A 13,343-nucleotide genomic window follows, 5' to 3' on the forward strand; every position below is an offset into this window, starting at 1 on the left:
AGGCATGTCTGTTAGAAAAGGACGTTTAGAGAAACTGTTGGTAGTGAAAAAAGCCGAGAAAGATCAAGCAAGTTCAGAATATCAAAGAGCCATTTTACAGTTTGAAGCGGAAGGGCAAGCCTTATACGAACTTTTAAAGAAAAAAGAGCAATTAGATGAATCACTCCAAGTGAGCCTTCAATGCGGTATACCAATTGAAACCCTTAAACAGCAACAGTTTTTCATGGGGAACTTGGAAAAAAACTTGCTGCATCAGCAAAAGAAAGTAAGTCATGCGAGAGCGTTCATGAATCTTAAAGAAGATAAACTGAAAGAACAAGCGGTGGAATGTAAAAAATATGAAGTGTTGGATAACAAAGAAAAACTTTACTGGAAGCAAAATGATCTTAAAGTGGAGGCAACTTTTATAGACGAGCTCTCCATACTTCAATATTCGCAACACACGAATAGGTGAATAAATAATGAAAAAAGAAAATCAAACAGAAGAAGTAGAAGAAAAATATTCGTTTCTGCAAAAGCTCTTATACTTGTTTATCATTCCCCTTCTTTTTACTCTGGTCATTGTACTGGGCTACCTGACATATGAGGGCAAGAATATATTTGAAGTTGCCCAGTCTTTTCTCCCAGCAAATGAAGAGGCGGCCACAACAGAAGAGAAAAAAGAGGAAAAAGAGGAAAAAGAGGAAAAAGAGGAAAAAGAAATGTCTTTATCACAACAAAATGACAACAAAAATTCCTCACAAGAGATCATTCTCTTAGAAAGGCAAGTCAGTGAAAAAGAGAGAGAGATTACAAAGCTTATTGCAAGCCTTGAAGAAGCAAATAGTAGAATAGAAGATTTAGAGAAACAACAACAAGAGATAAAATCTTCAACCAAAGAGCTGGCAAAGCTATATGAGGGTATGTCGACGAAAAAGGCTGCTCAAATCATGATGGAACTGGATGAAGATATGGCACTCCTGATCTTGAATGAATTAAGCACATCGAAAACCTCTTCCATACTTGGACAATTGGAACCACAACAGGCAGCAAGATTTACGGAACTACTAGCCGATAATGACTAGGTTTTTAGAAAGGAATGAAAGAAGTGAACTTTTTTGTAACAGGGGAAGCTTCTGCTTCTGTCGGATCAAGCAATAAAATGACTAACGACGGAATGAAAAAATTAGAGTTGACTACCGAAAACACAACCGACAGTTTCCGTTTTATGTTGTCTGAAAGTCTCCTTTCCACCATGTTGTCACTTTCAAAGCCTAATAATGACATGCTAGAAGATGAAAATGCGATCATGGAGAAATTGATTAATGAAATGGATGAAACCCTGACATTGCAGCTTGCGTTGTTAAATGAACTTCAAGACTTGCCTAATATGGGATCAAATACAACTGAGACTAAAGAACTTCCAAAAGAATACTTCCATCTATTAGAAGAGGTAATGGCCGTGATGGCACTCTTTTCCAACCTAGACGGTAATATTCAAGGAAAAGTAGATAAACAGTTGATACAACCATTCACTCAAGTTTCAGAAAAAGTGATGATGTTTGTAAAGAGCTTTCTGACGTCGGTTGATGATAAGTCAGATTTGCAAATAACTACGAAAGAACAGTCAAACATACAAGATCTTTTAAAGGCAATAGATTCCAAATTGGGGAAGGTTGAACAGGTGATTAAGGCAACCCAACAAGCATACCAACCATCCAAATCTGATTCACCTTCTATTAGAACAGCATTTGTGCCCAACAATGAAACGTTGCTACAAAACGGTCCTGTTACGATGAATTTGTTGCAACAACCAAAACAGTCAACCATTCAATGGGTGGTAGATACAACCACAAATGAAGTTGCACGTGAACAGTTGATGCAAAAGCTAGAAGGTATTTTGTCTAAAACAACGACGAAACTAGTAAACGGTAACCAGTCAATGACAATAAGGCTGGCACCTGAACATCTTGGAACATTACATATTAAAATGCAGGAAACCCAGAACGGTCTAGTCACAAAGTTAATTGTCCATTCCAAGTCGGCTGCTTCGCTTCTTGAAAGTAGCATAGCCAATTTGAAACAAACGCTTGCCCAAACGAATACAAGTATCGACAAGATTGAAGTTGTGTTTTTAGATCATGATCAGAAACTAACTCAACAACATAAAGGAACAAGTGAAGAAAATGGCCAACAGAAGCAATCTTTTAAACAGGACAAACAACAAGAAGATTCCAATCAATCTTTTGAAGATGTCCTTTTAGAAGAGCTAGAAATAATAATCCCTGAAGGTGAGAGAACATGACAAATACCATTACATCTGATCTTTACATTCAGAACCGTCCGGTGGAATCAACCAAACAAAACAATGTAATGGGAAAAGACGATTTCCTTCGGCTACTTATTGCCCAATTGCAAAATCAAGATCCTCTAAATCCGATGGAAGACAGAGAATTTATTGCCCAGATGGCAAACTTCTCCTCCCTTGAACAAATGGCGAACTTGAACAAAAGCATGGAAGGTTTTATAGACACCCAGAATAAAATGAACGTACTTTCCTTGCAACAGTATCTTGGATCAGAGCTTTCATGGCAGCACACATATATGGTGGAAGACGAACCATTTGTCGAAATGAAGAACGGTACAGTCACAAGTATCTCCATGCAAGATGGAAAAGCTAGATTAATTATGGACGATGGAAGTCAGATCACTGTGGAGCAAATCACAAAAGTGAACCAGGCTGGAAATGGTTCTCACGGTGGAGACACTTCTCTGTTATCTGCAAGTCATCTTATAGGAAAAAAGGTTACCATCAGCTTAGGGGAAGAATCCTATGAAAATATCTTGGTAAACTCTGTTCTTACAAAGGATGGAAAAATCCATCTCACAGTAACTGATGAGCGTTTGTCAGATAAAAAGATACCACTAGAAGCGGTCCAACAAATTACACAATAGAGAATATTGGTAGAAAAGAAAGTGAAATAAGGAGGAAAAAACATGCTACGTTCCATGTATTCAAGTATAGGCGCACTAAGAAACTTTCAAACGAAGTTAGATGTAATCGGAAACAACATCGCAAATGTCAATACGTATGGGTTTAAAAAAGGAAGAGCCACTTTTCAAGAGATGATGGTGCAACAATTATCAGGTGCAAGTGGGCCAGCGGCAGGTAAAGGTGGAGTTAATGCCAAGCAAATCGGCTTAGGATCCATGATCAGTACGATAGATACTATCCAAACTCAAGGGTCTCTTCAAACCACTGCACGACCCCTCGATTTGGCATTATCAGGTGATGGATTCTTCGCAGTAGCCTCTATTGCAGACGTGACAAGAGTGAATGTGGATAGTGACACCGCCTACGGAGACAACAAAATCTTGGGTGGGGCGATAAACAATGCAGTTGCTATGAACTATACAAGGTCAGGTAACTTCTACCTTGATAATAACGGCTACATCGTGAACGCTAATGGTATGTACATGATTGGGGAAACAGGGGAAAAGAGAATTCCTAATGACCAGATCATGGCTGCATCTAACGCTGCTTTGAATTCTGGGGAGATATTCTTCGATGAATACAGAGACTTCAGAAATGATACGAACAAATATCTTGACCTTGCAATGAAGTTCTTGGAGGCACAACGGACATTTGAAGATGCTGAAAAAGCGAATTTGGAATCCGGAGGTAATGATCCACAACTGGCAGCGGCCGCAACGGCAGCCGAAACTGCTAGAGATAATGCAGCAACCCAGTTCAATGATTTTAATACAGATATCTATGTAAACCAAAGAACGGCATTTATTACTTCAGCTCAAAACATGAACAATGGAATTGATAGTTTTATAGGTGCAACTGGCGAAATAGCATACAGAATGATTGACCCTGTTGTCCAGAATCCAACCATTCCAATTCCTAATGGAGCAACTGCCAATATTAATGACTTATCCAATCTCGTCAGCTATGCACAGTCTGTAAAGACCAGCCTAGATACTGCTTTCAGGACTTTTGAGAATTTTATCGCTAAAGCAGAAATGATCCAGCAACCTACATGGACAGATTCATTAAGCGGAAGTCCTGGGCTGATTCAGATACCGCCTAATGCGAGAAGCTTTAGTATTTCGGGTGATGGAAAAGTGAATTTCATCGATCAATTTGGAGACCTAAAAGTTGCTGGCCAGTTAATGTTAGCCAAGTTCCCAAATGATGCTGGATTAGAAAGAATCGGAGAAAACCTATTCCAACAATCAAATAACTCAGGGACCATGGATAAAAACGGTGACGGAATCCAACTTGAAGAAATGTTCAGACCTGGTGACAACGGGGCTGCTTCTATTATTTCCGGTACACTCGAAATGTCAAATGTAGACTTATCAGAAGAATTCACGGAGATGATTACAGCTCAGAGAGGGTTCCAAGCGAACACGAGAATTATCACTACATCTGATGAAATACTTCAAGAGCTTGTCAACCTGAAGCGATAAAGGGGGAAGGGCTAAGTGAGAATGACGTGGCCCGTTAGATATGATAAAGCTAACTAAACTCAATGGTCGTCCATTTGCGGTCAATGTTTGGTTGATTGAACAGGTTGAAGAAACACCAGATACGATGATTACCTTGAATAACGGTAAAAAAGTGATAGTAAAAGAGAGAATGGAAGAAGTGATTCTATCTTGTAAGGAGTTCTATGCTCACATGCATCATGGAACACATTTGGAGGGTAAAAAAGATGTTTCGCAATAAATTACTTAATATCATGATCATTATCCTTCTTGGTATTTCACTTATTGGAGTAGTTGCACTCGTTACAGTAGATAAATTTTACGCCGATAAATCTACAGAAGAGCCGACCATTGATGAAATTATTAAGTACTCCGTTGATTTTGAAGAAATAACAACAAATTTACAAAGCGGTGGCTATGTACGTTTGAAGATGAAAGTCCAAACGGATAGCAAAAAAGCAACGGAAGAACTATTGAAAAGAGATTTCCAGGTGCAAAACATCGTGATACACGAAATTGCCAACAAGACTGCTTCAGATTTTGAAGGTGGAGAAGGTCTGAATCAATTGGAAGAGGAAATAAAACTAAAATTAAATGAAGTGATGCAGGACGGAGAAATCGTGAAAGTCTATACAACCTCCTTTCTCCTTCAAAACTAATCACCAAGAGAACTTTGTAAATTAGGAGGTGATGGGTATGTCAACAGAAGTAATGTCACAAAGTGAAATCGATGCGCTTCTTTCAGCCTTATCAACAGGAGAAATGAACGCCGAGGAGCTAAAAAGGGAAAATCAGGAGAAAAAGGTCAAAGTTTATGATTTTAAAAGGGCACTTCGTTTTTCCAAGGATCAAATCCGAAATTTAACGAGAATACACGAAAATTTTGCCCGATTGTTAACAACCTATTTCTCTGCACAACTTCGAACTTATATACAAATCAGTGTTGCATCCGTTGATCAACTCCCTTATGAAGAGTTCATTCGCTCGATACCTAAAATGACAATTCTGAATGTGTTTGAAGTAGCCCCTCTTGAAGGAAGGGTAGTTCTTGAAATAAACCCAACCATCGCCTATGCAATGCTTGACAGGCAACTTGGCGGAAAAGGGACAGGCGTTAACAAAGTGGACAGCTTGACAGAAATAGAAACAAGACTTATGACCACCCTTTTTGAGGGAGCCATTGAAAATTTTGGAGAAGCATGGGATACAGTGGCCGAAATTCAACCGTTTCTTTCGGATCTAGAAGTGAATCCGCAGTTTTTGCAATTAGTTTCACCAAATGAAACGGTAATTGTCATATCAATGAATATTACCATCGGTGAAGCAACCGGGATGATTAATATCTGTATTCCACATGTCGTGTTGGAACCGGTTATCCCGAAATTATCTGCGCACTATTGGATGGAAGAGAAAAATAAAGTGAGGCAAGATCACGAGATAGCAACTCTCGAAAAAGCAATCAGGGCAACCTCATTAACGATTACGTCTGAATTAGGGAATTCAGAAATATCATTTTCTGATTTGTTGAATATTACCATTGGTGATGTACTCCCACTACAACAGAAAATAGATGAGCCTATCATTGTCAAAGTGGACAATAAACCTAGTTTTTATGCTCAGGTCGGTCAAGTGAAGAAAAACATGGCCGTACAAATATTAGAAAAAATCAAGGAGGGATACGAGGATGATGAGTGATGGAATGTTATCTCAAGATGAGATAGATGCGTTGCTTCGAGGAACAGATAACAACAATGAAGAACCCCTCTTTGTTGAGCTTAATATTGAAGAATATCTATCTACAATGGAACAGGATGCGCTTGGTGAAATAGGGAATATATCATTTGGCAGTTCGGCAACCGCTTTATCTACATTATTAAATCAAAAAGTCCAAATAACAACCCCAAAGGTGTCGCTAATAGAGAAAAGTAGCTTGGAAAGTGAATTTCCCGACCCATATGTAGCCATAAAAGTCAGTTATACAGAAGGGTTTTCAGGTTCTAATATACTCGTAGTCGAACAAAGGGATGCTGCTATTATCGCAGATCTAATGCTTGGAGGGTCAGGTGAAAGTCCTCAAAGTGAATTTGATGAAATCCATCTAAGTGCCGTTCATGAAGCAATGAACCAGATGATGGGATCTGCTGCAACTTCCATGTCGACAGTGTTCGCAAAAAAGATTGACATATCACCACCATCTGTCATGTTAATTGATTTTAGCGCAGGAGATGGTACTGCGGAGATGCCGGAGGATGAACTGTTAATCAAAGTCGCATTTTCCATTAAGATCGGCAAATTAATTGATTCATCCATTATGCAGATACTTCCTTACCCTTTTGCCAAAAAGTTGGTGGAAGAGCTGTTACACCGTGATGATGATACCAATCAATCTTCACAAGTAAACCAAGAAACAGAAACACTGGCAAATCAAGCGGGAGTAACCTCCTATGAACAGCGTAATCAATCACAAACATCATCTACTGCAGAGTATTACCATAAAGAGGATGAGCACTACGTTGCAGAAACTCCTAAACGAGAACATTCGTATGCAGGTGGGCATGAAAGACCTAGCAATCCTGCACCAAGACCGCAGCCAGAAGTTAATGTGCAACCTGCAGTCTTCTCGAGTTTTGAGACCACCGCTGTAGAGGAAACAGAACCTAATAACTTAAGTATGCTACTTGATATACCTCTTCAGGTTACAGTGGAATTAGGTAGAACGAAGCGTTCTGTCAAAGACATCCTTGAATTGTCAACAGGTTCAATTATTGAATTGGATAAGCTTGCTGGGGAACCGGTGGACATCCTTGTCAATAATAAACTTATCGCGCAAGGTGAAGTGGTCGTGATAGATGAAAGTTTTGGAGTAAGAGTAACAGATATTGTAAGTCAATCAGATAGAATCAGAAAACTTCGATAGAATCTAGGAGGAACTAACATGAGTAAAAGAATTTTAATAGTGGATGATGCAGCATTTATGAGAATGATGATAAAGGATATCCTGACGAAAAATGGGTATGATGTTGTCGGTGAAGCGGCTGATGGAATGCAAGCTGTAGAAAAGTACAAAGAACACCACCCAGATTTAGTAACAATGGATATCACCATGCCAGAAATGGATGGAATTACTGCACTTAAAGAAATTAAGGCGATCAATCCGAATGCAAAAGTCATCATGTGTTCCGCAATGGGACAACAAGCAATGGTCATTGATGCAATTCAGGCAGGTGCGAAAGACTTCATCGTAAAACCTTTCCAAGCGGATCGAGTGATTGAAGCCATCCACAAAACTCTTTCCTAGAGGTGTCTGTTTTGTATGCCAACAAGATTTTACGTAGTTTACTAGTTATGGCTTTTCTCTTCTTACAACCGATGTCAGTATTTGCAGAAGGAGAAGAAGGTCTGAAGAACAGTGTGTATGACCAGTTACAAGACCAAAAACCACAAACTGATGAAACAGAAGGAGACCCAAAAGCTCCTTCTTCAAATCAACAAGAATTACTGGAACAAAAGCCGCCTTCCGTTACTATGTTTGATTTTATCCAAATGATATTCGCCCTGCTATTTGTACTGGCGCTGCTTTATGGAGCTTTGAAACTAATCAATAACAGAAATAAGTTAGATAGTGGGCGTTCGGTTGAAAATATCGGTGGGACAAACCTTGGAAACAACAAATCTCTTCAACTTGTAAAAGTAGGAAACAGTGTGTTGGTTGTCGGGGTTGGAGATTCCATTAATCTGTTAAAAGAGATTACAGATGAACAAGAACGTGAACAACTGATTCAATCCTACCGTGATCGCTCAGAGAATCTCGCAATTAATACGGATAGGCTTTCAAGTTTGGTGGAAAAGGTTAAAGGAATGAAGAAAACTAATAGTAAATCGAGTTTTTCATCACTTTTACAAGATCAGTTAGGGCAATTATCTAAAGATCGGAAAACGAAGTTGACGGAAATGGATGATAAGAAGGAGTATGGGCAATGACGGAATTCATGGAACTATTTAGTGGAAATGAAGCGTCGACCGTCTCCACATCCGTGCAACTATTATTATTACTGACAGTTTTCTCACTAGCGCCGGCGATACTTATTCTGATGACGAGTTTTACTAGAATCATTATTGTCCTATCGTTTGTCCGAACATCCCTTGCAACCCAATCGATGCCACCAAACCAAGTCTTAATAGGCCTTGCTTTATTTTTGACATTTTTTATTATGGCACCAACCTTTTCACAAGTGAATGATCAGGCACTTCAGCCTCTTTTCAACGAAGAAATTACGCTCGATGAAGCATATGAAAAAGCGAGTATCCCTTTAAAGGAATTCATGAGCAAACATACTAGACAAAAGGATCTGGCATTATTTATCGATTATGCAGGAATGGAAAGACCAGAAACTATTGAAGATATCCCTCTTACCGTACTAGTTCCGGCGTTTGCTATTAGTGAATTGAAAACTGCCTTTCAAATCGGATTTATGATCTTTATTCCCTTCCTTGTTATCGACATGGTTGTGGCAAGTGTTTTGATGAGTATGGGGATGATGATGTTGCCGCCAGTCATGATTTCATTGCCGTTTAAAATTTTATTATTCGTCCTTGTTGATGGTTGGTATTTAATTGTTAAATCTTTATTGCAAACATTTTGAATGAGGTGTAAAAATGAGCCCGGAATTTGTAATATCTATGGCAGAGCGGGGAGTATTCACGATTCTATTAATTAGCGCTCCTCTTCTGATACTGGCTTTAGTCGTGGGCTTGATTGTAAGTATTTTTCAAGCAACTACCCAAATACAAGAGCAGACGCTAGCTTTTATTCCTAAAATTGTAGCGGTATTGGTGGGATTGGTTGTTTTTGGTCCGTGGATGCTGTCCAATATGCTTTCCTATGCATTGGAAATTTTCAATAATATTCACAGGTATGTGAGTTAGTCCCATGCTAGAATGGGTGAACTATTTTCCGGCATTTTTATTAGTTTTAACAAGAGTGACAGCATTTTTCGTTACGCTTCCTCTCTTTTCTTATCGGAACGTTCCTTCTACTTTTAAAGTGGGTCTTGGATTTTTCTTTGCACTTGTCATGTCTTTTTCATTGGACCTTCCGATAGTCGGTATAGATGGAACATTTATTTTGCTGGTCATAAAAGAGTTGATGGTAGGTTTGCTGATAGGCCTGGTCGCTTATATGGTTTTAGCTGCCATTCAAATAGCAGGAGGTTTCATCGACTTCCAAATGGGGTTTGCGATTGCCAATGTTATAGACCCGCAAACAGGCGTACAAAGTCCAATCATGGGACAGTTTTTCTATATTTTTGCCTTGCTGCTCCTTTTATCTGTAAACGGGCACCACTTAATGATGGATGGGATATTTTACAGCTATGAATTAATAGCGATCACGCAACCATGGATACCTCTTGGGGAATCACAAGTGTTTGAATTTATCTTAAAAACAATTAACACGATGTTTGTCATTGCGCTTCAACTTGCTATTCCGATCGTCGGCGTTCTATTTCTCGTTGATGTGGCACTAGGGATCGTTGCTAGGACCGTTCCGCAACTTAACGTTTTCGTGGTGGGTCTTCCTTTAAAGATTGGGGTAAGTTTTATCACCATTATATTTTCTCTCACCATTCTTTTCACACTGTTTTATAAGCTCTTTGAACTCTTGCTCCATACGATGAGAGGCTTAATGGAATTGTTTGGGGGTTATTAGATGACTAAATGGGTGAGGTTAGATCTGCAATTTTTCAGTGGGGAGAAGACCGAGAAAGCTACACCAAAAAAGAAGCAGGATACAAGAAAAAAAGGCCAAGTTGCTAAAAGTGCCGATGTGAATACTTCCTTCGTGTTAATTTCAGTCTTCCTCTGTCTGTTGGCTATTGGCCCATGGATGAAGGTGGAGATCTTAAATCTTTTTGAACATGCCTTCCGCGTTTATTTGCTTGAGGAAGTGACTGTCCAAAAAGTTCATATGATTTTTTTGGAATTGATTATGCAATTGGTTTGGATTGTAGGCCCGATTATGCTTGCTGCTTTCCTTGGGGCTGTAGTTGCAAATTATCTACAAGTTGGTCCTTTATTTTCAACCGAAGCGATACAAGTGAAACTAAATAAGCTAGATCCCATACAAGGATTTAAAAGGATTTACTCTGTCCGCGCCATCGTGGAATTTGTTAAGTCTATGTTGAAAATAGTGTTTGTTGGGGTCATCACCTTTTCTATTTTGTGGATGAGTTTAGAAGAAGTACTGATACTTTCCCAAAAGAACTTACATGAGGCGTTTTCCTTTTTAGGAAGCTTGACCGTTCGAATGGGGTTATTTGCTGGAGGAGCATTACTGTTTCTATCGATTTTCGATTATTTGTATCAAAGATTTGATTATGAAAAGAACATCCGAATGTCCAAACATGATGTGAAGGATGAATATAAAAAAGCGGAAGGTGATCCGCTTATCAAATCTAAAATCAAGCAAAAACAGCGGGAAATGGCAATGCAGAGGATGATGCAGGACGTTCCTCAGGCAGATGTTATCATTACAAATCCGACCCATTATGCGATTGCATTGAAATATGATGAGTCAAAAGGAGATGCGCCAGTCGTACTTGCTAAAGGAGTGGACTTTGTTGCCAAAAAAATTAAAGAGAAAGCACTAGAGCACAACATTGCCACAGTAGAAAATAAACCGCTAGCAAGGTCTCTTTATGCGCAGGCTGAAATAGGGGACGCCATTCCCGAAGAGTTCTTTCAGGCGGTTGCAGAGATACTTGCATATGTGTACCGATTACAAAATCAAGTGAAATGATGGTTGGAAGAAAAGGAGAGATAGAAGTCTATGTCAGCTAGAGATTTATCCGTATTACTTAGTGTCATTTTAATTATTGCCATGTTAATTATTCCTTTCTATCCATGGATGCTAAGTATTTTTATCATAATCAATATCTCCCTTGCTCTGATTGTTCTTTTAACAACCATGAATATACAAGAGCCGTTGCAATTTTCGATATTTCCTTCCTTACTTTTACTACTAACACTTTACAGGTTAGGTCTAAACGTTTCTACGACAAGATCCATTCTGAGTGAAGGTACTGCGGGTACTGTTGTAGAAACGTTTGGAACATTCGTTGTAGGTGGCAATGTCGTAGTTGGACTGGTTGTTTTCATTATTTTGGTGGTGATCCAGTTTGTTGTTATAACGAAAGGCGCAGAACGTGTCTCCGAAGTAGCTGCACGTTTTACGTTGGATGCAATGCCTGGGAAGCAGATGAGTATAGATGCAGACCTGAACGCAGGAATGATTTCAGAACAAGTAGCCAAAGAAAGACGTGAAAAAATTGCAAAAGAAGCGGATTTCTATGGTGCGATGGACGGAGCCAGTAAGTTTGTGAAGGGGGACGCCATCGCAGGGATCATCATCGTGTTTATCAATGTCATCTTCGGTATAGTAATTGGAATGGCGCAAATGGGATTAAGCTTTGCAGAATCTGCTCAAAAGTTTACTCTTCTTACTGTCGGTGATGGGATTGTTTCTCAGATTCCTGCCCTTTTAATAGCAACTGCTACAGGTATCGTGGTGACAAGGGCGGCATCAGAAGGGAATCTTGGCGGAGATATTACAAAGCAACTGTTTGCCTACCCACAAATGTTATATGTGGCTGGTACCACCATACTCCTGCTGGGAGTTGCCACTCCTATTGGGCCGTTGTTAACCGCACCAATTGCATCTCTTATCATTGTCGGCGGGTATATGATAAGCAAAAAGCAAAAAGAGGATATCGTGGTGGAAGAGGAAACCGAAGAGGAAGTTGTGACAGATGAGCTGAGGAGTCCAGACAGCGTGGTCAATCTTTTATCTGTCGATCCGGTTGAATTTGAATTCGGTTATGGGCTGATCCCATTAGCAGACTCCAAACAGGGAGGAGACCTTTTGGATAGAATAGTCATGATAAGACGCCAATTAGCTTTAGAGCTGGGGTTAGTCATACCTGTTGTTCGCATAAGAGACAATATTCAGTTACAACCCAACGAGTATCGCTTGAAAATAAAAGGGAATGAAGTAGCTAAAGGCGAGCTATTGCTTGATCATTACCTTGCAATGAGTCCAGGAATGGATGAGGACAGTATTGAAGGGATTGATACGATAGAACCTTCCTTCGGTCTTCCTGCTAAATGGATAAGCGAAGATATGAAGGATGAAGCGGAAATGTACGGCTACACTGTTGTCGATCCTCCTTCTGTGGTATCGACCCATATTACAGAAAAAATGAAACAACATGCCTATGAGCTTCTTGGAAGGCAAGAAACAAAACAACTTGTCGATCATTTGAAGGAAAGCACTCCAATTTTAGTGGAAGAGGTAACACCATCACCACTTTCCATTGGGGATGTACAAAAAGTACTTGCCAAACTATTGAAAGAAAATGTATCCATTAGGAACCTGCCTATTATTTTTGAAACGTTGGCAGACTACGGAAAAATGTCAGCAGACACAGACCTATTGACTGAGTATGTAAGACAAGCATTAAGCAAACAAATTACCAATCAGTATGTGGTTGGAAACGAGACGTTTAAGGTCGTTACAATGGCAGGAAGAGTGGAAAAACTGATTGCTGATCATATTCAGCAAACAGAACATGGAAATTTCCTATCACTTGATCCGAATGTATCGATGGAAATTGTCCAGAAAGTGGGAGAGCAAATGGAGAACTTTTCTGTGTATGAACAATCACCGATCCTCTTATGCTCCCCTGCTGTCAGAATGTATGTAAAGCAAATGTTAGATCGATATTTGCCGCAAGTACCTGTTCTTTCTTATAACGAATTGGAAGCAAGTATAGAAGTACAAAGCATCGGGGTGGTGAATGTGGAAGGATGAA

16 protein-coding genes are annotated in these 13,343 nt (G+C 39.5%); all 16 read left to right on the forward strand.

Going from position 1 to position 13,343, the window contains the following annotated elements:
- The first annotated feature begins 4 nt into the window (after nucleotides 1-4).
- Genes fliJ through flhA form a run of 16 tightly spaced genes read left to right on the forward strand, consistent with a single transcriptional unit; the run spans nucleotide 5 to nucleotide 13,342 of the window.
- Nucleotides 5-454, forward strand: a complete 450-nt coding sequence (fliJ, locus tag AAV98_RS12465) for a flagellar export protein FliJ (RefSeq protein ID WP_060665897.1) — start codon at nucleotides 5-7, stop codon at nucleotides 452-454.
- 7 nt (nucleotides 455-461) lie between these two features.
- Complete coding sequence (locus tag AAV98_RS12470) at nucleotides 462-1,064, forward strand: MotE family protein (RefSeq protein WP_060665898.1); 603 nt, start codon at nucleotides 462-464, stop codon at nucleotides 1,062-1,064.
- Nucleotides 1,065-1,078: 14 nt separating this feature from the next.
- Nucleotides 1,079-2,284, forward strand: a complete 1,206-nt coding sequence (locus AAV98_RS12475; protein WP_060665899.1) for a flagellar hook-length control protein FliK — start codon at nucleotides 1,079-1,081, stop codon at nucleotides 2,282-2,284.
- On the forward strand, nucleotides 2,281-2,934 hold the full coding sequence (gene flgD / locus AAV98_RS12480; RefSeq protein WP_060665900.1) for a flagellar hook assembly protein FlgD: 654 nt from the start codon (nucleotides 2,281-2,283) through the stop codon (nucleotides 2,932-2,934). Before AAV98_RS12475 ends, flgD begins: the two co-directional genes overlap by 4 nt.
- Before the next feature lie 42 nt (nucleotides 2,935-2,976).
- On the forward strand, nucleotides 2,977-4,458 hold the full coding sequence (locus AAV98_RS12485) for a flagellar hook-basal body complex protein (RefSeq protein ID WP_060665901.1): 1,482 nt from the start codon (nucleotides 2,977-2,979) through the stop codon (nucleotides 4,456-4,458).
- A 40-nt stretch (nucleotides 4,459-4,498) separates the two neighbouring features.
- Nucleotides 4,499-4,717, forward strand: a complete 219-nt coding sequence (locus tag AAV98_RS12490; RefSeq protein WP_060665902.1) for a flagellar FlbD family protein — start codon at nucleotides 4,499-4,501, stop codon at nucleotides 4,715-4,717.
- Nucleotides 4,704-5,135: a flagellar basal body-associated protein FliL gene (fliL, locus tag AAV98_RS12495; RefSeq protein WP_060665903.1), complete on the forward strand. Its 432-nt coding sequence runs from the start codon at nucleotides 4,704-4,706 to the stop codon at nucleotides 5,133-5,135. Before AAV98_RS12490 ends, fliL begins: the two co-directional genes overlap by 14 nt.
- A 37-nt stretch (nucleotides 5,136-5,172) precedes the next feature.
- A complete protein-coding gene (gene fliM, locus AAV98_RS12500; RefSeq protein WP_060665904.1) occupies nucleotides 5,173-6,171 on the forward strand; it encodes a flagellar motor switch protein FliM in 999 nt (332 codons plus the stop codon).
- On the forward strand, nucleotides 6,161-7,393 hold the full coding sequence (gene fliY / locus AAV98_RS12505; RefSeq protein ID WP_060665905.1) for a flagellar motor switch phosphatase FliY: 1,233 nt from the start codon (nucleotides 6,161-6,163) through the stop codon (nucleotides 7,391-7,393). The genes fliM and fliY overlap by 11 nt, the downstream gene beginning before the upstream one ends.
- Before the next feature lie 18 nt (nucleotides 7,394-7,411).
- Complete coding sequence (locus AAV98_RS12510) at nucleotides 7,412-7,774, forward strand: response regulator (RefSeq protein ID WP_060665906.1); 363 nt, start codon at nucleotides 7,412-7,414, stop codon at nucleotides 7,772-7,774.
- A gap of 11 nt (nucleotides 7,775-7,785) precedes the next feature.
- The gene (locus AAV98_RS12515) at nucleotides 7,786-8,457 is read left to right on the forward strand and encodes a flagellar biosynthetic protein FliO (RefSeq protein ID WP_060665907.1); all 672 of its coding nucleotides are present in this window, start codon (nucleotides 7,786-7,788) and stop codon (nucleotides 8,455-8,457) included.
- Nucleotides 8,454-9,119 (forward strand): flagellar type III secretion system pore protein FliP, encoded by a 666-nt coding sequence (fliP, locus tag AAV98_RS12520; protein ID WP_060665908.1) that lies wholly within the window; start codon nucleotides 8,454-8,456, stop codon nucleotides 9,117-9,119. The genes AAV98_RS12515 and fliP overlap by 4 nt, the downstream gene beginning before the upstream one ends.
- A 13-nt stretch (nucleotides 9,120-9,132) precedes the next feature.
- Nucleotides 9,133-9,402 (forward strand): flagellar biosynthesis protein FliQ, encoded by a 270-nt coding sequence (gene fliQ / locus AAV98_RS12525; RefSeq protein WP_060665909.1) that lies wholly within the window; start codon nucleotides 9,133-9,135, stop codon nucleotides 9,400-9,402.
- 4 nt (nucleotides 9,403-9,406) lie between these two features.
- Nucleotides 9,407-10,183: a flagellar biosynthetic protein FliR gene (gene fliR / locus AAV98_RS12530; protein ID WP_060665910.1), complete on the forward strand. Its 777-nt coding sequence runs from the start codon at nucleotides 9,407-9,409 to the stop codon at nucleotides 10,181-10,183.
- Nucleotides 10,184-11,272, forward strand: coding sequence for a flagellar biosynthesis protein FlhB (gene flhB, locus AAV98_RS12535; protein WP_060665911.1), 1,089 nt, complete (start codon nucleotides 10,184-10,186; stop codon nucleotides 11,270-11,272). It begins immediately after the preceding gene.
- Nucleotides 11,273-11,302: 30 nt separating this feature from the next.
- Nucleotides 11,303-13,342, forward strand: coding sequence for a flagellar biosynthesis protein FlhA (flhA, locus tag AAV98_RS12540; protein ID WP_060665912.1), 2,040 nt, complete (start codon nucleotides 11,303-11,305; stop codon nucleotides 13,340-13,342).
- Nucleotide 13,343 lies beyond the last annotated feature (1 nt).

It is taken from the genome of Bacillus sp. CHD6a, assembly GCF_001293645.1.
GTDB lineage: Bacteria > Bacillota > Bacilli > Bacillales > Bacillaceae_I > Sutcliffiella_A.

Bases quoted from the DNA above. Each gene is read 5' to 3' on its own strand.
- fliJ (WP_060665897.1), top strand. From the start codon at position 5: ATGTCTGTTAGAAAAGGACGTTTAGAGAAACTGTTGGTAGTGAAAAAA.
- AAV98_RS12470 (WP_060665898.1), top strand. From the start codon at position 462: ATGAAAAAAGAAAATCAAACAGAAGAAGTAGAAGAAAAATATTCGTTT.
- AAV98_RS12475 (WP_060665899.1), top strand. From the start codon at position 1,079: ATGAAAGAAGTGAACTTTTTTGTAACAGGGGAAGCTTCTGCTTCTGTC.
- flgD (WP_060665900.1), top strand. From the start codon at position 2,281: ATGACAAATACCATTACATCTGATCTTTACATTCAGAACCGTCCGGTG.
- AAV98_RS12485 (WP_060665901.1), top strand. From the start codon at position 2,977: ATGCTACGTTCCATGTATTCAAGTATAGGCGCACTAAGAAACTTTCAA.
- AAV98_RS12490 (WP_060665902.1), top strand. From the start codon at position 4,499: ATGATAAAGCTAACTAAACTCAATGGTCGTCCATTTGCGGTCAATGTT.
- fliL (WP_060665903.1), top strand. From the start codon at position 4,704: ATGTTTCGCAATAAATTACTTAATATCATGATCATTATCCTTCTTGGT.
- fliM (WP_060665904.1), top strand. From the start codon at position 5,173: ATGTCAACAGAAGTAATGTCACAAAGTGAAATCGATGCGCTTCTTTCA.
- fliY (WP_060665905.1), top strand. From the start codon at position 6,161: ATGATGAGTGATGGAATGTTATCTCAAGATGAGATAGATGCGTTGCTT.
- AAV98_RS12510 (WP_060665906.1), top strand. From the start codon at position 7,412: ATGAGTAAAAGAATTTTAATAGTGGATGATGCAGCATTTATGAGAATG.
- fliP (WP_060665908.1), top strand. From the start codon at position 8,454: ATGACGGAATTCATGGAACTATTTAGTGGAAATGAAGCGTCGACCGTC.
- fliQ (WP_060665909.1), top strand. From the start codon at position 9,133: ATGAGCCCGGAATTTGTAATATCTATGGCAGAGCGGGGAGTATTCACG.
- fliR (WP_060665910.1), top strand. From the start codon at position 9,407: ATGCTAGAATGGGTGAACTATTTTCCGGCATTTTTATTAGTTTTAACA.
- flhB (WP_060665911.1), top strand. From the start codon at position 10,184: ATGACTAAATGGGTGAGGTTAGATCTGCAATTTTTCAGTGGGGAGAAG.
- flhA (WP_060665912.1), top strand. From the start codon at position 11,303: ATGTCAGCTAGAGATTTATCCGTATTACTTAGTGTCATTTTAATTATT.